Here is an 18762-nt window from a genome sequence, read left to right as displayed (position 1 = left end):
CATCCGTGTAAAAAGCGCAAGATTTTGCAATTCGCGCGCAACCGCGTGCAAGCAGATGGCCATCATGATCGTCACACTTCAGGCAATGATTTTGCTGGAGAGAATGCGATGAACATTATGTTGTACCTTGCGGTGGTGTTGATTTGGGGCACGACCTGGATTGCGATATTCCTGCAACAAGAAGCGGCTAACACGCCGGTTCTGGTAGCAGTATTCTGGCGCTTTTTGCTGGCCTCAATACTGATGCTGGTGATCCTGAAACTGATTAAACGTCTGCGCCCGCTGGATAAGCAGGATCACCTTTTCTGCTTAATGCAAGGCTGTTGCGTATTTGGCTTCAACTTCGTTTGTTTCTATCATGCGGCAGCGTGGATCAGCAGTGGCCTGGAATCGGTCATCTTCTCCATGGCCGTGCTGTATAACGCGCTCAACAGCTGGATCTTTTTCCGTCAGCGCCCACCGTTTCGCCTGTTGCCCGCGGCCGTGCTTGGTTTGGGGGGAATTGTTGCCTTGTTCTGGAATGACATTCAGGCAGCACACCCGGCTCCGCAACTGCTGTGGGGCGTTGGGCTGAGCGCGTTGGGCACGCTTGGATTCTCTTTGGGTAACATGATTTCGACTCGCCATCAGCGCCGTCAACGTGATGTGCTAACCACCAACAGCTATGCCATGTTATATGGTGCAATTGTTATGGCAATCATCGCACTATTGAATGGCGATTCATTAGCGCCTGCGCTGAATTTGCAGTGGCTTGGTTCGATGAGTTATCTGGCCATTTTTGGCTCTGTGCTGGGATTTGGCGCTTATTTCACGCTTGTCGGCCGTATCGGAGCCAGCCAGGCCGCCTACTGCACACTGCTTTTCCCATTGGTGGCACTGACGTTGTCGACCATTTATGAGGGATATCAGTGGCACAGCAATGCCATCGTGGGTCTGTCGATGATTCTGATGGGGAATATGGTGATGTTTGTGCGCTGGCCCACGGCACGCAAATTACGCCTGGCATGAATAGCGAGAGCGGGCATTGCGCCCGCTCTTTGGTCCTCTAGCGCCAGCCCTGAACGCCGATATTGAGCTGGTGAGGTTTATTGATGGCTTTTCTGGCAATCCAGTAAAGCAGAACGCGTTCATCATCTCTGTCGCGATCGGCCATAGCCAGTAATTTCAGCGACAGCGTGGATTTATTCACAGGCTGATGCTCATCGCTTAACTCGATCACCGCCTGACCGATGATGCAGCAAACTTCATCCTCGCTTGACGCGGATTCATATGCTCGGTCTGTCATATTTCCTCCTATTGAGTGAATCTTAAGCCTGGCAAAAAACTGTCATCTTGCAGCGAAATCGGTACCCTTATAACACCCGGTTACACATGCTTACCCATGGCAACCGCTACGCTTAAATTGACATCACTGTGACCCAATGCCATTCATACCCGTATTACTGCATTTCATTCCTTCATCCTGTCTCTTGATGCCCTGCTTCGCCCCACGCGCGCGTAAGCTGCCTATTATCGCTGCAGATTCCGCATTCCCTGAGGGGAGAGATAAAAATGAAAACAGAACTATCCGCGCAGTTGCAGCGCACCCGCATGCTTACCCTTATCGGCACCATCATCACTCAGTTTGCACTGGGTTCGGTTTACACCTGGAGCCTGTTTAACGGCCAGTTGGCGCATAAGCTTGATGCGCCAATCAGTCAGGTTGCCTTCTCGTTTGGTTTACTCAGCCTGGGCCTGGCGATTGCATCGTCACTGGCGGGAAAATTACAGGAGCGCTTTGGTGTGCGTAACGTCACCATCGGCGCCGGGATTTTAATGGCGATTGGCTTTTGGCTGACCGCTCATGCCGATAACCTGATGATGCTGTATCTCAGCGCCGGCATCCTGGTCGGTTTAGCGGATGGCGCAGGATACCTGATGACGCTGTCAAACTGCGTGAAGTGGTTCCCGGAGCGCAAAGGATTAATCTCCGCCTGCTCGATTGGTGCTTACGGTTTAGGTAGCCTCGGCTTCAAATTTATCTGTGGCGCGCTGCTCAGCACTTACGGTCTGGAGAACACCTTTATGATTTGGGGTGTGCTGGCGATGAGTATGATCATTGTGGGTGCGCTGATGATGCGCGATGCCCCTATCCAGCAAAGCAGCGGTAACGCGAAAGTGCTGGAAAAAGATTACACGCTGGCGCAATCCGTACGCTTGCCACAGTACTGGATGCTGGCACTGATGTTCCTCACTGCCTGCATGAGCGGACTGTATGTGATTGGCGTGGCGAAAGACATCGGCGAAGGGATGGTTCATTTGACCACGCAAACCGCTGCTAATGCCGTGACTGTCATCGCGATTGCTAACCTGAGTGGCCGTCTTATTCTCGGCGTACTCTCCGATAAAATGGCACGTATTCGCGTCATTTCACTGGCACAGATCGTTTCACTGGTGGGCATGAGCATTTTGTTGTTTACCCGGATGAATGAAACCACCTTCTTCCTGTCACTGGCCTGTGTTGCCTTTAGCTTTGGTGGCACCATCACTGTGTTCCCTTCCCTGGTCAGCGATTTCTTTGGTCTTAATAATCTGACGAAAAATTACGGGCTGATTTACCTGGGATTCGGTATCGGCAGCGTGATGGGTTCACTGGTGGCTTCTGTGTTTGGTGGTTTTACCGTGACCTTCAGCTTGATCATGACACTGCTGGTGATTTCACTGGTGTTGTCGCTCAGCATCCGTCTGCCAAATCGTCAAAACGTGACTGAACCTTTGCTGCATAATTAATCTCAATAGATGCCGCATCACTGTGCGGCATCTATTTTCTCCATCTTTTCTGCGTCATGTTTTAAGAGTTGAGAACGGCTGTTATTTAGGATTGCATTTCAGACTATTCGCGTTATTATCATCAGGCATTCGGTTTTATCTGATTGGTTTATTTCCCGCCTTGACGTTTTTAGCTTTAAATTGACATATCTGGCAATAGATCCAGAAATAACTCTACATTTACTGCATCTTCACTCCACTTTTCCCCGGTAATCTGGCTTCATTGGAAAAGAGGAGGACTCTCCATGAAAACACTTATTAAAGCGGCTTCGGTTGTTGCCATTATGACGATGTTGAGTGGTTGTATCGTTCATGACGGATATGGTCGCGGACCGGGCTGGGGCCACGGTGGCGGCTGGCATCATGACCATGGTTATCATGGTCGCCATTGGTAATTGGGCAAAGCACACACAGCACATAATAAAAAAAACAAAAAGGGCGGGAATTTATCCCGCCCTTTCTTTTAGCTTTTTACCGCGTAATTACATTGATACCAGGCTTTCTTTAATCCGGGCAGATGACTGTCCTGTGCCGGCAGCGATTCCACTTTATCAAATCCACGCTGGTTACAATAATTCGCCAGATCGACTTCCATCGCATCTTTATTCAACGTTTGCGGGTCATAACGATATTGCACGGTATTTGAGCTTTTATCTTCATCGACACGTTCAAATCCACCGGGTTTGCTGACACTACAACCGGCCAGCATAAAAAGCGCGAGTGCGCTAATAAGCATTTTTTTCATTAGGGTGTCCTCTTCCAGGCGAAGCAGTCTAAATGCCAATGCCGCACGCATCTATAGGAAACTGGCGCGAAATAGTCATTTTTAAAAAGTTTTTACCAATCAAATCAATAAAACCAAACGGTTTTTCATATCACTTAACCGATGCCATGATGCTTTCAGACAGCACGAAGTCTGCACCACACCAGGTGACACGAGAAAAAAAACGGAAAGTGACCTTTATGCCCGCGCTGAGCGGGCTTTTTTTTACGCGTAAACCTAACCGGTAAGGCTGACCATCTTACGCAAAAGGTTGGCGGACTGTTTGGCAGGCAATGCGAGAATGCCGCTGTAAAGATCAATCGACATGGCACACATGGCGCTGCGATCAACGGCAGTATCAGCAGGCATGTTGAGTTGCTGAAGTTTATCACCCCACTTGCCGTAAAGTTTCTCCACGACGCTCTGCAAATCACGTTGTGCGCCCTGCTGATCAATCGGTCGCTCTTCGCCTGTGCTGTTTTTCAGGAGCATATCTAAAGCCAGGGCATCTCGCTGGTACAACGTCGGTGACAGCGCTTGTTGCAAATTGATGCCGCCATTCACCTGCGGGTACAGGAAGCGGAAGCAGCGTTGTGGCTCCGGCTGCTGCAGTGCCTGCATCTCCTGCACTGACACACGCAAATAATTGAGCAGCGTCTCGTCATCTGCACGCGCCATACGCTGATTAACCAGATCCATCAGCCATCCACGTAACTCGCCCAGCGCCTGGTCAGCAGGCACGCCTTCCATACGCTTGTGCAGTAACTCGCGATTAAGCATTTGCCACAGCGCCGGCTCCTGTGTTTTGAGCTGACGATAGCCGGGTGCGAGGCTTAACTGATTTGCCACCTCGCTTTCCAGCGCCTGTCGCTCCTGACGTGGATGTAACCAGCTAAACCACAGCATGTTCGCCAGGATTAACGGCAGTAAAAACAGCACTAACCCCTGCCATAAGCGGAGTGCCGTGGTGCGGATCAGAACGATGATAATCACCGCCAGCAGCGCAAACGCCGCCAGCGTGATAGGTAAGAGGGAAAACATGGAGCGTGATTAATCCTTGCGAACGTCAATCAGAACCGGGCAGTTGGCGCGCTCAATCACAGCCGCACTCACCGAACCTTTAAGTAAGCGATTAAAAGGAGAAAGATGACGGCGACCGATGATGATCATGCTGGCCTTCAGTGCATTGGACTGCGCCACAATGGTTTCCGCGGCTTCACCGGCCAGAATCAAACCTTTGGCAGCCACACCGGCACGCAGTAGCGGGGCCAGCGCGTGACGCACCACCATTTCAGCGGTATTTTGTTCATCTTTTGCCGCGACGAAATCATCTGGATCTTCGCCCGCATCGATTTCGATCGGCTGATTGCAGGATGAATAAGCGGGATCAACACAGCACAACACCGTGACCTGAGCCTGTTGCGCCAGCGCTTGTTCAATGGTTAACGCGATGACTTTTTCTGCCACCGGTGAATTATCAATGGCCATCAGCAAGGTTTTCATCAGTTGGTTATCCTTCCACAGCGGTCATTTTGCCAATTTCGCGAATCAGCGCCTCTTTGCATTTCATGATTTCATCACGATAACGCGCTTCCTGTTTATGAAAACGCGCCGTCGGCACCAGCAGCGAAATGGAGAAGCGACCGAATAGCGTGTCAATCGCCACCGCCATGGTGGAAATTCCTTCAAGCGTTTCGCCACGATCAATGGCCAGACCGCTGTTACGCACCTCAGCAATCAGCTCCAGCAGTTGTGGCAAAGTTTTCACCGTCATTTCGGTCAACTCTTTATACGCTTCGCCGACCATCACGCGCACATCTTCATCACTTTCCAGTGCCAGCAGTGCACGACCGCCTGAAGTGCTGTAGAGCGGGAGATTCAAACCGATGCGTGGCACCACGCGCAATTCCCGGGATGCCACCACATAGTGAACAATCGCTAACTGCGTGCCACTGGCGCGTGCCAGCGAAACGGTTTCGTTGATGTCGGCTGAGAGTTGTTCCAGAAACGGACGGACGATTTCGACCACATCACTGTGCACGCTGGAGATCAGCTTGAGCAGTGCCGGTCCCAGACGAAGCCCGCCCGCCCCGCTGCTGCGCACCAGTTGCGCGCTATCCAGCGCGGCGATAATACGCTGTACCGTTGAACGTGGCAGATCAACCACCTGCGCAATTTCGCCCAGACTCATGCCGCCCGGATGTTCACCAAGCGCATTCAGAATTTTTGCCGCACGCGCGATGACCTGAATGCCACCCGCTTTTTCATCCTCACGGCTTGAGGGAAGTTCAACCATTGTGCGTTCCTTTTTGGCCTGCCCTACTTTAGCGCGAATGACCGCACTTTTACACCCTGTATCACATTGCAATACATCATACCGAGATGTAAGATGCGACATGTATCACATCGCAATACACTGCATCAATAATAAAACGAGACACCTGTTATGAACGCCCAGCCTGTTGCGGCTCCGGCTCCCCATCCGTTTACCCTGCGCCTGGCGCTGGGATTGGTTGGCGTGCTGATTGCTGCGCTCACCTCCGGATTAAATGACCGCGTGACGGATATTGCGTTGGCGGATATCCGTGCCGCCATCGGCATTAGCTACGATCAAGGCAGCTGGATCATTTCCGCTTATCAGGCGGCAGAAGTGGCCGCGATGATGATCGCGCCGTGGTTTGCCGTGACCTTTTCCCTGCGTCGTTTTGCTCTGACGGTTTCCGCTGGCTTTATGCTGTGCGGTTTGCTGCTGCCTTTAATGCCGAACGCCACGCTGTTTATTGCGCTGCGCCTGATTCAGGGTCTGTTTGGCGGTGCATTGCCACCGTTACTGATGACCGTGGCACTGCGTTTTCTGCCGCCGCCGATCAAACTTTATGGCCTTGGTGCCTACGCGCTAACCGCCACCTTTGGTCCCAATCTCGCCGCCACGCTCGCCGCTTTCTGGACCGATGAAGTGAGCTGGATGTTCGTGTTTTGGCAAGTTATCCCGTCAATGCTGATCGCCATGCTGTTGATTGGCTGGGGCTTACCTCAAGACCCGCTGCGCTTCGAGCGTTTTAAGCAGATAGACCTGTTCGGCATGCTGACCGGTTGCTCAGGCATGGCGCTGCTGATTCTGGCGCTGACGCAAGGGGAACGCCTTGACTGGCTCAGTTCACCGCTGTTTGCTGCGCTATTATTGAGCGCGCTGGCATTGCTGACTGTGTTCTTTATTAATGAATGGTTTCACCCGTTGCCGCTGTTCAAATTGCAGATGCTGCGCCGTCACAATCTCGCACACGGTTTGCTGGCGCTGGCGGGCGTGTTGATTCTGTCGCTTTCCGGATCCGCGCTGCCCTCCGCCTATCTTGGCCAGGTAGAAGGTTTTCGCACACTGCAATTCGCGCCGCTGGCGTTAACCATCGGCTTGCCGCAATTACTGATCGCCCCACTGGTGGCAGCACTGCTCAATATCCGCTGGATTGATTGCCGCTGGATGCTAACTGCTGGCGTGACGCTGCTGGTGATCTCCTGCCTGATGGGCATGAACATTACCAGTGACTGGGCGCGACAGAATTTCTGGGTCATCCAAATTTTGCAGGCTTTCGGTCAACCGATGGTGATTCTGCCGGTGTTGATGAGCGCCACCAGCGTGGTTGCGCCACCGGAAGGCCCATTTGCCTCCGCGATGTTCAATACGGTGCGCGGTTTCTCCAGCATTGCCGCCAGCACCCTGGTGGAATGGTTTATCAGCCACCGGGAACAGTTTCACTCTAGCGTGCTGGTGGGCAATGCCGCCAGTCGCCCCTGGCTGATGACCGCGCCCAGCAGCGCCCAATCCAGCAGCAGCTTTCCTTTATTACCGGATGGCAGCGCCAGTAGCGCAGAGAACCTGAGCGGTTTCGCGACACTGCTGAAGCATCAGGCGATGGTGCTCAGCCTGAGTGACTGCTACCAAATGCTGATTGGTTTCGCCGCCCTGCTTTTACTACTGACTGCCTGGTTGCCAAAACGTGTCTGGCCGCCACAAACCCTGATTCAACCTGTTACGACGACGTCGAGATAACTGATATGCAAGCTTTTGCCTTGAAAAGAACGGTGCTGTTGAGTGCCCTATTAATCGTGTTGCTAGCCATGGCCTTTTTTGTCTGGTCATCAATGACCGGCAACGATCATCGCACTGATGATGCCTATGTAAATGCGGATTACACCCTGGTGGCACCGAAAGTGTCCGGCTATATCGCCAGTGTGAATGTGCAGGATAACCAGCGAGTAAAAGCGGGCGAACTGCTGGCCACGCTTGACGATCGCGATTACCGCGTGGCGCTGGAAACGGCGCAGGCGAAGTTGCAGGTCAGCGATGCCAAACGCCTGAGCAGCCAGGCTCAACTGGAGCAGCAGCAATCAACCATTGATGAAGCCAAAGCGACCCTGGCGGCGAGCCAGGCGTCTGCGCAATACGCAGGACAGAGTGCGGCGCGTTATAACCAGCTGTATAAAAGCGGCACCATTGCCGCAGATGAGCAGCAGAAAGCCAGTTCAACCCAACGTTCAGCGTCTGCTGCTGTGCGCCAGAGTGAAGCTGCACTGGCTGCATCGATGAAACAGGTTGGTGTGTTACAAGCGGCCGTACGTCAGGCAGAGGCCGATGTGACAGCAGCGCAGGCCAGCGTGGATCAGGCGAAGTTGAATCTCTCTTATACGCGGATTGTGGCACCGGTAGACGGTATGGTGGGTCAGCGTTCGGTGCGATTGGGCGCTTACGTTAGCGCCGGAACGCGTTTGCTGGCGGTGGTGCCCTTGCAGCAAACCTACATCACCGCCAACTATCTCGAAACTCAGCTGGCCGATGTGCAGCCGGGACAGAGAGCGGTGGTGAGAGTCGATGCGCTGCCTGGCAAGACCTTTACCGGTCATGTTGACAGCATTGCACCGGCGACGGGCGCGACCTTCTCCGCCATTTCACCGGACAATGCCACCGGTAATTACACCAAGGTGGTGCAGCGTTTACCGGTGAAAATTGTGCTGGATGCCAACCAACCCGATTTGGCGCAACTGCGTGTGGGCATGTCCGCGATACCGGAAATTGACGCCCGATGAAAATGTGAGCAATCTCTCAGAACTGGCCTATTTATTTTCGGATCGATTGCGCGTAAATTAGCGCTCGATCCTGTTCTGAGTTCGCTTGGAACCACCTGAGAAGAAAGCGTGCAGCGGTTATGAACTTCACCTTTCTCTTATTCTGTTCGGGTTACGCTGGAGTGGGATCACCAGCATGGTAACCGCTCAGAGGAGTCGTTTTGTGAGATATGCTTTGATGGGAGTTTCTTTCTTCCTGTTAATCTGGGTAGGCACTTTCGTGCTGATGCTCAAATAAATCCTGCCAGGCGGGGCGACCAAAGTCGCCCTTCTTAGTTTTACTCTTCTTCTTCCAGCGCTTTTACCGTTCCCGGCAATATACCATCCGCACGGAACATGGCTTTGATGCCACGTACCGCCTGACGAATACGATCGCTGTTTTCAATCAGAGCAAATCGCACATGGGTATCACCGTAGTCACCAAAGCCGATGCCCGGTGAGACGCACACTTTGGCTTCCTGCAGCAGCAGTTTGGCAAACTCCAGCGAACCGAGATGCGCATAGTGATCGGGAATTTTCGCCCAGACGTACATTGAGGCTTTTGGCAGATCGACCATCCAGCCCGCTTCATGCAACCCTTTCACCAGCACATCACGACGGCGTTTGTACTGTTCAGCGATATCACGTACGCATTGCTGATCGCCTTCGAGTGCGGCAATCGCCGCGACCTGCAGCGGGGTGAAGGTGCCGTAATCGTGGTAGCTTTTGATACGCGCCAGCGCGGATACCAATTCTTTGTTACCCACCATAAAGCCGATACGCCAGCCTGCCATGTTGTAGCTTTTCGACAGGGTGAAGAATTCCACCGCTACGTCGCGCGCACCCGGCACCTGCATAATCGACGGCGCTTTCCAGCCATCATAGGTGATGTCAGCGTAAGCCAGATCGTGGATGACCAGCACGTTGTACTGTTTCGCCAGCGCAATTACACGTTCGAAGAAGTCGAGTTCGACGCACTGTGAAGTGGGATTCGAAGGGAAGCCGAGGATCATCATCTTCGGTTTCGGATAACTTTCGCGGATAGCGCGTTCCAACTCGTTGAAGAAGTCAACGCCTGCCACCAAGGGTACGGAACGCACTTGCGCACCGGCGATCACCGCGCCGTAGATGTGAATCGGGTAGCTAGGATTGGGCACCAGGACGGTCTCGCCATGGTCGAGCGTCGCCAGCATCAGGTGCGCCAGCCCTTCTTTGGAACCGATGGTGACAATGGCTTCTGATTCGGGATCGATCTCCACCTGATAGCGATCTGCGTACCAGCGCGAGATGGCGCGACGCAGGCGAGGAATGCCTTTCGAGGTGGAGTAACCGTGCGTATCTTCGCGTTGCGCTACCTGACAGAGTTTTTCCACGATGTGTGGCGGCGTGGGCCCATCCGGATTCCCCATTGAGAAATCGATGATGTCTTCGCCGCGCCGACGCGCAGCCATCTTCAATTCAGCGGTGATGTTGAATACATACGGGGGAAGGCGTTCAATACGCGAGAAACGACGGGGTGTGCTGTTATCAGCCATGATGTCCTCTGGTTTACGTAGGCGCCCGGACCGTCCGAGCGACGCTGGTCACTGCGGTGACCGAGGTAAGAACATAACGCGCTGATAACAGAATTGTCGAGAGCAACAGAATATTTTTTTAATGTTGCGGATTCAGGCGACCCAGCACCCAATCGTTTACCCATTGGTCGTTTAGCAGATAATTATCCCGTAGAGTGCCCTCAAGTGTGAAACCATTCTTTTCCAGAATGCGTCGGGACGGCCAATTCCCCTCTATGACCAGCGCTTTGAGTTTATGAAATTCTGCCTGTAGCAAGAAGTCGCACAGTGCCTTGAGCGCTTCACTGCCATAGCCGTTTCCGGTGAAGCGATGGCAGAGCATGTAGCCGACCTCAGCTTGCCGATAAGGCTGCCATTCGGCACTGCATCCAAACAGGCCGATAGGTTCATTGGTTTCGCGCAGGCGTGCCACCAGGCACAGCATGTGGAAGCTGGTGACTTGCCAGGGCGCGAGGCGTTCGGTGAAGCGCTGGCGTATGTCGTTTTCATCAGGGATTTCACTGACCCAGGTCATGGTGCCGGGATCTTCGTGTACGGCTTTGAAGATTTGCCAGTCTTCGGGTTGTAAGCGTGTCAGGGACAAGCGAGGGGTAAGAAGTTGCATTGCTGCGCTCCGCGAAATAACTCATGGCAACATAGCAAACCGCGTGATTTACAACCAGCGTTCTGCGTAGGGATTACTAATCCTCTTTTTGTTACTCAAGTTTTCCTCTTTTTGGGGAGTGTTGGGGATTTTGGGAGTTGGGAGTTGAGTTGATAGTCGCTGTTGGTTGGGTGCCAGGGCCAGAACGGGCCAGCCCTATCGCAAAGACAACACGCATCCCTGCAGATCGGCTGGGCCATCCGTGGCCCAGACGCTTTGCTCTTCGGGCTGGCCCTTTCTGGCCTTGAGCTGAATGCGTTGCTGTTTTAAAACACCAGTGAGAATTTGGCCGGAAAATTGATCTAAACCATGAGAAGCGTTTTGCGGGTGTCGCGGCGCTGGCAGATCTTGATCACATTTTTTATCATAACCTCACCCTGATTCACTCCGAGAGATGCCCTTGCCTTCCCACTTCGACATGCTGCTGGCGGTATTTGACCGCGCTGCGCTGATGCTGATTTGTCTGTTCTTCCTTACCCGCACGCGGGTATTCCGTCAGCTGCTGCAAAAAGATGAGCATTCGATCAAAGAGAAAGTGGTGGTGACGGCGATATTCTCGCTGTTTGCGCTGTTCAGTACCTGGTCGGGCATTAACGTCGATGGTTCGCTGCTGAACGTGCGGGTGATTGCGGTGATGTCCGGCGGCATTCTGTTTGGCCCGTGGGTTGGTATCGCTACCGGGGTGATCGCGGGCATCCATCGTTATCTGATCGATATGGATGGCGTCACGGCTGTGCCTTGCCTGATTACCAGCATCGTTGCCGGTATCGCTTCTGGGTTTATCAATCGTCGCGTGAGCAAAGAGCAGCGCTGGCGCGCCGGTATTCTTGGCGGCATGCTGTGCGAAACCCTCACCATGTTGCTGATTGTGCTGTGGGCTCGACCGATGGCGCTGGGCTTTTCGATTGTTTCTGAGATCGCTTTACCGATGATTCTCGGCGCATCGAGCATTGGCTTGATTGTACTGTTAGTGCAGAGCGTGGAAGGAGAAAAAGAGGCGATCGCGGCGCGTCAGGCCAAGCTGGCACTGGAAATTGCCAATAAAACGTTGCCGCTGTTTCGTCAGGTGAATAGCCAGTCGTTGCGTCAGGTGTGCGATATCATTCGCAGCGATATTCATGCCGATGCCGTGGCCATCACCAATACTCAGCAGATTCTCGCTTATGTCGGCTACGGTGAGCATAACTATCACAACGGGGATGATGGCATCAGCCCTACCACGGCGCAGTCGATTGCGAGCGGCAAAATCATCATCAAGAATAATGATGAGGCGCATCGCACCAAAGATATTCACTCGATGCTGGTTATTCCCCTTTGGGAAAAAGGGGAAGTCACAGGCACGTTAAAAATCTATTATCGTCGAGCGCATCGCATTACCGGATCGCTAAAAGAGATGGCCATTGGTTTGTCGCAAATTATCTCCACCCAGCTGGAGGTATCGCGCGCGGAGCAGTTACGTGAGATGGCAAATAAAGCGGAACTGCGTGCGTTGCAGAGTAAAATTAACCCGCACTTCCTGTTTAATGCGCTGAATGCTATCTCCTCTTCCATTCGTCTCAATCCAGATACGGCACGTCAGCTGGTGATCAATCTTTCGCGCTATTTACGCTACAACCTTGAGCTGAACGATGACGAGCTGATCGATATTAAAAAAGAGCTGTGGCAGGTGAAGGATTACATCGCGATTGAACAGGCGCGCTTTGGCGATAAGCTGTCGATGATTTATGACATTGATGAAGATCTCCACTTCACGCTGCCCAGTTTGCTGATTCAGCCTCTGGTGGAAAATGCCATTGTGCACGGTATTCAGCCCTGCCGTGGCAAAGGGGTGGTGACCTTGAGTGTGAAAGACCTCGGTGATTATGTGCGCGTTGCGGTGCGCGATACGGGCGCGGGTATCAGTGAAGAGGTCATTGGCCGGGTGGCACGCGATGAGATGCCGGGTAACAAAATCGGGCTGCTTAATGTGCATCATCGGGTGAAACTGCTTTCCGGTCAGGGTCTGAGCATCACGCGTCATCATCCGGGAACGGAAATCGCCTTCACTCTGAGCAAAAACGGTCAGCGTCTGGCTGCACCGTTGAGCCATATCACGGAACCCAGCGCGTGAAAGCCATTATCGTCGAAGACGAGTTTCTTGCTCAGCAAGAGTTGAGCTGGATGATCCAGCAGCACAGTCAGATCACTATCGAAGCCTGTTTTGATGATGGGCTGGAAGTGCTGAAGTATCTGCAAAACCATCGCGTCGATGTCATTTTCCTCGACATCAACATTCCTTCACTGGATGGCATGCTGCTGGCCCAAAACATTAACCAATTTGCGCATAAGCCGTTGATAGTGTTTATCACCGCATGGAAAGAGCATGCGGTGGATGCGTTTGAACTGGATGCGTTTGACTACATCCTTAAGCCCTATCATGAGTCGCGTATTATCACCATGCTGAACAAGCTGGAGGCCAGTGCACAGCAGCACCTCGCACAGCCATCCACTCAGCAAAGCGCGCCGCAAACCGTTAATCTGGTGAAAGATGAGCGCATTATCGTGACAGATATCAACGATATCTATTATGTTGAAGCGCACGAAAAACTGACGTTTGTTTATACCCGCCGCGAAGCGTATGTGATGTCGATGGCGATCAGTGAATTTTGCAGTCGCCTGCCGGAACCGCTCTTTTTCCGCTGTCATCGATCGTACTGCGTCAATCTCAGTAAAATTCGTGAGATTGAGCCGTGGTTTAACAATACCTATCTGGTGAAGTTGCGTGATTTGGATGCGCAGGTGCCGGTGAGCCGTAGCAAGGTGAAGGCGTTTCGCCAGTTGATGAGGTTGTAAAGCGAGCAGCAGGACGCTGCTCGCCGGAACAGATTACAGCACGCGACCCAGCGTTTGGCGCAAATGTGCACCCGCGCCCAGCAGGCCTGGCTGATCGTGGGTGATCATATACACCGGGATATCGACCAGATAATCACGGAAGCGGCCTTTGTCTTCAAACGCGGCGCGGAAGCCGGAGGCTTTGAAGAAATCGAGGAAGCGCGGCACAATTCCCCCCGCAATGTACACGCCACCAAAGGTGCCGAGATTGAGTGCCAGGTTGCCACCGAAACGCCCCATGATCACGCAAAACAGCGACAGCGCGCGACGACAATCGATGCAGCTATCTTTTAATGCACGCTCGGTGACATCTTTCGGCTTGAGGTTTTCAGGCTCACGGCTGTCAGATTTGACGATGGCGCGATAGAGATTCACCAGACCGGATCCTGACAGCACGCGCTCCGCCGACACGTGACCCAGTTCCGCACGCAGCACTTCGAGAATTTCACCCTCTTCTTCGCTGTTCGGGGCGAAGTCAACGTGACCGCCCTCGCCCGGCAGGCTGATCCAGCGCTTATCCACGTGCACCAGATGGCTCACGCCTAATCCGGTGCCGGCACCGTAAATGGCAATCGGTTTGCCTTCTACCGGCGCTTTGCCACCAAACTGAATCACTTGATCTTCGGCCAGCATCGGGATAGCCATCGACACGGCAGTGAAATCATTGATGATTTCCAGGCTGTCGAATGCCAGGTGCTCTTTCATCTCACGAGTTGAGAATGCCCAATCGTGATTGGTCATCTCGACCCAATCCCCGGTGATTGGACAGGCAATCGCGATGCAGGCGTGTTTAATGTCCTGTTTTTGCTCATCGAGATAAGCACGAATCACCGCTTCGAGATTGTCGTAGTCTGATGTTGAGAATGTTTTGGCCTGGGAGATGGCGCCGGTCTCCACCTCACACAGGGCGAGACGGGCGTTGGTGCCGCCCACATCGCCGACCAGGGCGTATTTTGTCATTCTTCTGCTGCTCCGCTTGGGTCATAAACAATTGCAGGACACTATATAAGAGCCTGCCAATAAAACAATAACGCCCACCAGCACGATGGGCGTAAACATTTCTGGTGCGTGCCACAGCCTGACAATCAGCGGCTTCACTGTATAGAGGCAACTTTCCGAAACTGCGGGCTTATCACGTCAGGCGTTATCGACGCAGCCTCACAGGAAACGGACGATGCGGAGAAACCGAAGCGTAACGAGTGTACGTGAGGATTTCAGGCACCGCCTGGTCTAAAACGACAAAGCCTAAGCCGGATAGTGGCTAGCCGCCGTTACGCTGGTGCAGAGCTGCAGTGACTTTACGCAACAGCGGCGGCAGATCTTGTTTTTCCATCACCACTTCCACCAGCGTCAGGCGACGCTGACGCATTAATTGCTCCATTACCGCCGTTAACTGCACCGTTTTGCTCACTCGCCAGCTTTGTGCCGCACACTCTACGCTCATGGCATGTGGCAGCGCAGTCCAGTTCCATTGTGCGATGTCGTTGTAACGCTGTTCAGCGCCGTGAATCGCCCGCTCAACCGTGTAACCGTCGTTATTGATCAGGAAAATAATCGGCTGTTGCCCGTCACGCTGCATGGAACCCAGCTCCTGGATCGTCAGCTGCGCTGAACCGTCACCGATAATCAAAATGACGCGTCGGTCAGGTTGTGCCGTTTGTGCACCAAAGGTCGCCGGTAGAGTATAGCCAATCGAGCCCCATAGCGGTTGCACCAGCAATTCTGCGCCCGGTGGTAAACGCAGCGCGGCGGCACCAAAGGCGGCCGTGCCCTGATCGGCCAGGATGATATCACCCGGCAGCAGGAAGCGCTGCATCGCCTGCCAGAATGCGCGCTGACTGATTACCGCATCATCGTTTTGCTCAATTTCTTCGCAAGATGCAGTGTCGGCCAGTGCCCAATGTACGCAGTGGCGTTGATAAACGGGCAATAATGCGGCGAGGGCTTGCGCCATGCTAAGCGGCGCAAAGCATTCTCCGCCCACCGTGGCGTGAAACGGTTGCAGGTCGATAACGCGCTCTGCGGGTAACTGCTGGGTGAAACCGGCGGTCAGGGTATCGGTAAACCGCACGCCGACGCACAGCGTAACATCCGTCTCTTCAATGGCCCGGCGCACCGCATCGCTGCTGCCTTCGGCAGCGTAGGTACCCACATAGCCGGGCTGCTGTTCATCGAGCACGCCTTTGCCCATCAGTAATGTAGCGGCGGGAATGGCGCGTAGTTGGCGGAGTGCAAACAGCGGCGATTGCAATTGCCAACGCGAAGCGAGGAAATCGGCCAGTAACGCCACGCGCTGTGCAGGAGCCAGTAAGCGTTCAGCGGCGGCAGTAAAAGCTGTCGCAACGGCGGTCTCCTGATGGACAGGCGCAACGGGCTGAGCATCAGGCACCGTAATCTCCGTCGCCGCGACATCCACCGCCAGCAGCAGATAGCCGGGCCGGTGCTGGTTAAGCGCTTCCGATATCACACGGTCAATTTCTTCAACCGCATTATCCGCAGTCAGCACCGCGCTGGCGGTACTTACCTCTTGTGCCATGCGCAGGAAATGATGGAAGTCGCCGTCCCCCAGTGAATGATGTACACAGTCACCTTGCTGCTGCGCACGACTGGCTGGCGCGCCAACAATATGAATAACCGGGACATATTCGGCATAGCTGCCCGCAATCCCATTAATCGCACTCAGTTCACCCACGCCAAACGTGGTGAGCAGTGCAGCAGCACCGTTGCAACGACCGTAGCCATCCGCCGCGTAGGCGGCATTGAGTTCATTGGCGCAACCGACCCAGGCAATCTCAGGATGAGCGATAACGCTGTCGAGAAATTGCAGATTGTAATCACCCGGCACACCGAATAGATGACGGATGCCAGCTTGCTGTAAACGGTGCAGTAAATAGTCGCCAACGTTGAGGGTTTTCATCGACAGCTCCTTCTTAAGGGGATGATCGAAGTATCAGCGATGTGGCTGAATTGGCGAGATTTTCACCATCAGCGCATGGTGATTTGTGGCAAGCAATCGTTACGACGACAGAAAATTCTGTAAGTTGCGATCTTCGGCGCGTTTCGGCTTAGTGTAAACGCATACACTTCTATGCTGATGTCACTTTCTCCCTTTTTGAGACAGGAACGCTGCATGTCTGTATTTCCTCATCCCGACCGCTATCAACAGATGCAATATCGTCGCAGTGGCCGTACTGGCCTGAAATTACCGGCCATTTCGCTGGGTTTATGGCACAACTTTGGCGACAGCACGCGCGTCGATAATAGCCGTGAACTCCTGCGCCACGCCTTTGATCGCGGCATCACGCACTTCGACCTTGCCAACAACTACGGCCCCCCGCCGGGTTCTGCGGAGTCCAATTTTGGTCGCATTCTGCGCGAAGATTTTGCCGGGCTGCGCGATGAGCTGGTGATCTCCACCAAAGCCGGATACACCATGTGGGACGGCCCTTACGGCGACTGGGGCTCACGCAAGTATCTGATTTCCAGTCTGGATCAGAGCCTGAAACGCATGGGGCTGGAGTATGTCGATATCTTTTATCATCACCGTCCCGATCCGGAAACGCCGCTGGAAGAGACCATGCGCGCGCTCGATCAGGTGGTGCGTCAGGGCAAAGCGCTGTATGCCGCCATTTCCAATTACCCGGCAGATAAAGCAGCCGTAGCGATTGCCATTCTGCGCGATCTGGGCACGCCTTGCCTGATTCATCAGCCGAAATACTCCATGTTCGAACGTGCACCGGAAGAGCAAGGTCTACTGGATGTGCTGGGTGATAATGGCGTCGGCTGCATCGCCTTCTCTCCGCTAGCGGGTGGTGTGCTGACCGATCGCTATCTGCAAGGCATCCCTGAGGACTCCCGTGCCGCCAGTGGCAGTAAATTCCTTAATGAGAGCCAGTTGACGCAAGAGAAGATGGAAAAAGTACGTAAGCTGCAGGCGATCGCCCAGCAGCGTGGGCAGAAGCTGGCGCAAATGGCGCTGAGCTGGGTGCTGCGTGATGCACGCGTGACTTCGGTGCTGATTGGTGCAAGTAAAACTGCGCAAATTGATGATGCCGTTGAGATGCTAAGCCAGCCCGAGCTGACAACTGAAGAGATCGAAGCGATTCATAACATATTAGTGTAAACGCTTACCTACCCGGCTCAGGCCGGGTATTTTCCGCAGCAGAAAATTCTCAATTCAGATTTCCCGCAACGTTTTCAGACTCACTCTCAAGGCAACACTGGACCGATGTGGCACACTAGCGCAACGGTGGCAGTGATAAGCCACTGAAAAGGAGAATTTATGAAACGTGCAATTTTGTTTGCCGCCTTGCTGGCAACACTTTCACCCCTGGCAATGCACACAGCAGAAGCCAACAGCGCCACCCTTACATTGGCTCCGGGTGTCACGCTGCATCTCGGCGATCGCGATCGTCGTGGTTACTATTGGGATGGCGGACGCTGGCGTGAGCCGCGCTGGTGGAATGACCGTTATCGTTATAACGATCATCGCTGGTGGCGTCATGAAGAGTGGCGTCGTCATCAGGCTTACGAACGTGAGCGTGAACGCCGCTGGCATGAACGGGAACGCCGTGAGCATTGGCGCCATGACCATCGTCATGATGACAGGCATGATCACCACCACCACTAATACAAAAATCCCGGCCTGATAGCCTAATGCTTGTCAGTTAAGATCTTAATGGAGGCCGCAGCGGATAACGTTGCGGCTTCTTTTTTACCGCCCTTGGGTAATGCCGCACTCTTCTTTCCGGCAGCACCAGCCCTGGCGCCATCGCCATTATCTCTTCCATTATCCGCGGTATTTTTCCCCCTGAGATGCCCGGTAGCAGGCTCAGATGACTTCTCAGATACAGTGCGGACTGCTTAAAACTCATCTGATAAGGTTCCACGCCTTTCAGGCTGTACGCCATCTGCGCCATCATGAACCTCAGAAGGTTATAGGCCAGGACCACGCCCCACAGCTCCTGACGCACAAGTTCTGGCTTTTTGCTTCTCAGCGTCAG

Annotated in this window: 19 protein-coding genes and 1 pseudogene; 10 read left to right on the top strand and 10 right to left on the bottom strand. The window is 53.6% G+C overall.

Features of this window, described 5'->3' with window-relative positions:
* Positions 1-108: 108 nt before the first annotated feature.
* Positions 109-1008 carry a DMT family transporter gene (locus CRO33_RS00090; protein ID WP_097117238.1) on the top strand — a complete coding sequence of 300 codons (900 nt, stop codon included), beginning with the start codon at positions 109-111 and terminating at the stop codon, positions 1006-1008.
* 37 nt (positions 1009-1045) lie between these two features.
* Here the strand turns inward: CRO33_RS00090 and CRO33_RS00085 are convergent, their stop codons facing one another.
* Positions 1046-1285 (bottom strand): hypothetical protein, encoded by a 240-nt coding sequence (locus CRO33_RS00085; RefSeq protein ID WP_034825199.1) that lies wholly within the window; start codon positions 1283-1285, stop codon positions 1046-1048.
* Between the two features lie 266 nt (positions 1286-1551).
* Here CRO33_RS00085 and CRO33_RS00080 point away from each other — a divergent pair, with 266 nt between their 5' ends.
* Entirely contained in the window at positions 1552-2769 is a 1218-nt protein-coding gene (locus CRO33_RS00080; RefSeq protein WP_034825201.1) for an L-lactate MFS transporter, read from the top strand.
* A 284-nt stretch (positions 2770-3053) separates the two neighbouring features.
* Positions 3054-3203, top strand: a complete 150-nt coding sequence (locus tag CRO33_RS24480; protein WP_166934934.1) for a hypothetical protein — start codon at positions 3054-3056, stop codon at positions 3201-3203.
* 68 nt (positions 3204-3271) lie between these two features.
* Here the strand turns inward: CRO33_RS24480 and CRO33_RS00075 are convergent, their stop codons facing one another.
* The 4 genes from CRO33_RS00075 to CRO33_RS00060 form a co-directional block, all read right to left on the bottom strand.
* The gene (locus CRO33_RS00075; RefSeq protein ID WP_038645632.1) at positions 3272-3553 is read right to left on the bottom strand and encodes a lipoprotein; all 282 of its coding nucleotides are present in this window, start codon (positions 3551-3553) and stop codon (positions 3272-3274) included.
* A gap of 255 nt (positions 3554-3808) precedes the next feature.
* Positions 3809-4612, bottom strand: coding sequence for a hypothetical protein (locus CRO33_RS00070; protein WP_058959045.1), 804 nt, complete (start codon positions 4610-4612; stop codon positions 3809-3811).
* A gap of 9 nt (positions 4613-4621) precedes the next feature.
* Positions 4622-5074, bottom strand: coding sequence for a universal stress protein (locus CRO33_RS00065; protein ID WP_034825207.1), 453 nt, complete (start codon positions 5072-5074; stop codon positions 4622-4624).
* 7 nt (positions 5075-5081) lie between these two features.
* On the bottom strand, positions 5082-5867 hold the full coding sequence (locus CRO33_RS00060; RefSeq protein WP_034825209.1) for an IclR family transcriptional regulator: 786 nt from the start codon (positions 5865-5867) through the stop codon (positions 5082-5084).
* A gap of 150 nt (positions 5868-6017) precedes the next feature.
* On the opposite strand from CRO33_RS00060, the gene CRO33_RS00055 reads away from it, so the two are divergent.
* The 3 genes from CRO33_RS00055 to ypdK all read left to right on the top strand — a co-directional run bounded on the left by CRO33_RS00055 (position 6018) and on the right by ypdK (position 8930).
* Complete coding sequence (locus tag CRO33_RS00055; RefSeq protein WP_097116540.1) at positions 6018-7619, top strand: MFS transporter; 1602 nt, start codon at positions 6018-6020, stop codon at positions 7617-7619.
* A 5-nt stretch (positions 7620-7624) separates the two neighbouring features.
* Complete coding sequence (locus tag CRO33_RS00050) at positions 7625-8653, top strand: HlyD family secretion protein (RefSeq protein ID WP_097116539.1); 1029 nt, start codon at positions 7625-7627, stop codon at positions 8651-8653.
* 202 nt (positions 8654-8855) lie between these two features.
* Positions 8856-8930 carry a membrane protein YpdK gene (ypdK, locus tag CRO33_RS24220; protein WP_100701370.1) on the top strand — a complete coding sequence of 25 codons (75 nt, stop codon included), beginning with the start codon at positions 8856-8858 and terminating at the stop codon, positions 8928-8930.
* 40 nt (positions 8931-8970) lie between these two features.
* Here ypdK and alaC read toward each other — a convergent pair whose 3' ends face one another.
* Together alaC and CRO33_RS00040 are read right to left on the bottom strand one after the other, a co-directional pair.
* Positions 8971-10206: an alanine transaminase gene (alaC, locus tag CRO33_RS00045; RefSeq protein WP_097116538.1), complete on the bottom strand. Its 1236-nt coding sequence runs from the start codon at positions 10204-10206 to the stop codon at positions 8971-8973.
* A 118-nt stretch (positions 10207-10324) separates the two neighbouring features.
* The gene (locus tag CRO33_RS00040) at positions 10325-10849 is read right to left on the bottom strand and encodes a GNAT family N-acetyltransferase (protein WP_097116537.1); all 525 of its coding nucleotides are present in this window, start codon (positions 10847-10849) and stop codon (positions 10325-10327) included.
* Between the two features lie 457 nt (positions 10850-11306).
* On the opposite strand from CRO33_RS00040, the gene CRO33_RS00035 reads away from it, so the two are divergent.
* Positions 11307-12998 (top strand): sensor histidine kinase, encoded by a 1692-nt coding sequence (locus CRO33_RS00035; RefSeq protein ID WP_097116536.1) that lies wholly within the window; start codon positions 11307-11309, stop codon positions 12996-12998.
* Positions 12995-13720: a LytR/AlgR family response regulator transcription factor gene (locus CRO33_RS00030; protein WP_097116535.1), complete on the top strand. Its 726-nt coding sequence runs from the start codon at positions 12995-12997 to the stop codon at positions 13718-13720. Before CRO33_RS00035 ends, CRO33_RS00030 begins: the two co-directional genes overlap by 4 nt.
* Before the next feature lie 33 nt (positions 13721-13753).
* On the opposite strand, the gene glk is transcribed toward CRO33_RS00030, so the two are convergent.
* Both glk and CRO33_RS00020 read right to left on the bottom strand, forming a co-directional pair.
* Complete coding sequence (glk, locus tag CRO33_RS00025) at positions 13754-14719, bottom strand: glucokinase (protein WP_097116534.1); 966 nt, start codon at positions 14717-14719, stop codon at positions 13754-13756.
* A 301-nt stretch (positions 14720-15020) separates the two neighbouring features.
* Positions 15021-16676 carry an alpha-keto acid decarboxylase family protein gene (locus CRO33_RS00020; protein ID WP_097116533.1) on the bottom strand — a complete coding sequence of 552 codons (1656 nt, stop codon included), beginning with the start codon at positions 16674-16676 and terminating at the stop codon, positions 15021-15023.
* A gap of 213 nt (positions 16677-16889) precedes the next feature.
* Between CRO33_RS00020 and mgrA the strand changes: the two genes are divergently transcribed.
* Both mgrA and CRO33_RS00010 read left to right on the top strand, forming a co-directional pair.
* Entirely contained in the window at positions 16890-17882 is a 993-nt protein-coding gene (gene mgrA / locus CRO33_RS00015) for an L-glyceraldehyde 3-phosphate reductase (protein ID WP_097116532.1), read from the top strand.
* Positions 17883-18041: 159 nt separating this feature from the next.
* Positions 18042-18389 carry a DUF2502 domain-containing protein gene (locus tag CRO33_RS00010; protein WP_058959054.1) on the top strand — a complete coding sequence of 116 codons (348 nt, stop codon included), beginning with the start codon at positions 18042-18044 and terminating at the stop codon, positions 18387-18389.
* Between the two features lie 37 nt (positions 18390-18426).
* Here the strand turns inward: CRO33_RS00010 and CRO33_RS00005 are convergent.
* Positions 18427-18762 (bottom strand): annotated as a pseudogene (locus tag CRO33_RS00005) (IS4 family transposase); the annotation flags it as partial.

Origin of the sequence: Pantoea sp. GL120224-02, from assembly GCF_900215395.1 — a bacterium.
GTDB classification, from domain to species: domain Bacteria; phylum Pseudomonadota; class Gammaproteobacteria; order Enterobacterales; family Enterobacteriaceae; genus Pantoea; species Pantoea communis.
Note: the sequence above shows the minus strand (reverse complement) of the source record. Positions and strands in the feature narration are given on the sequence as shown.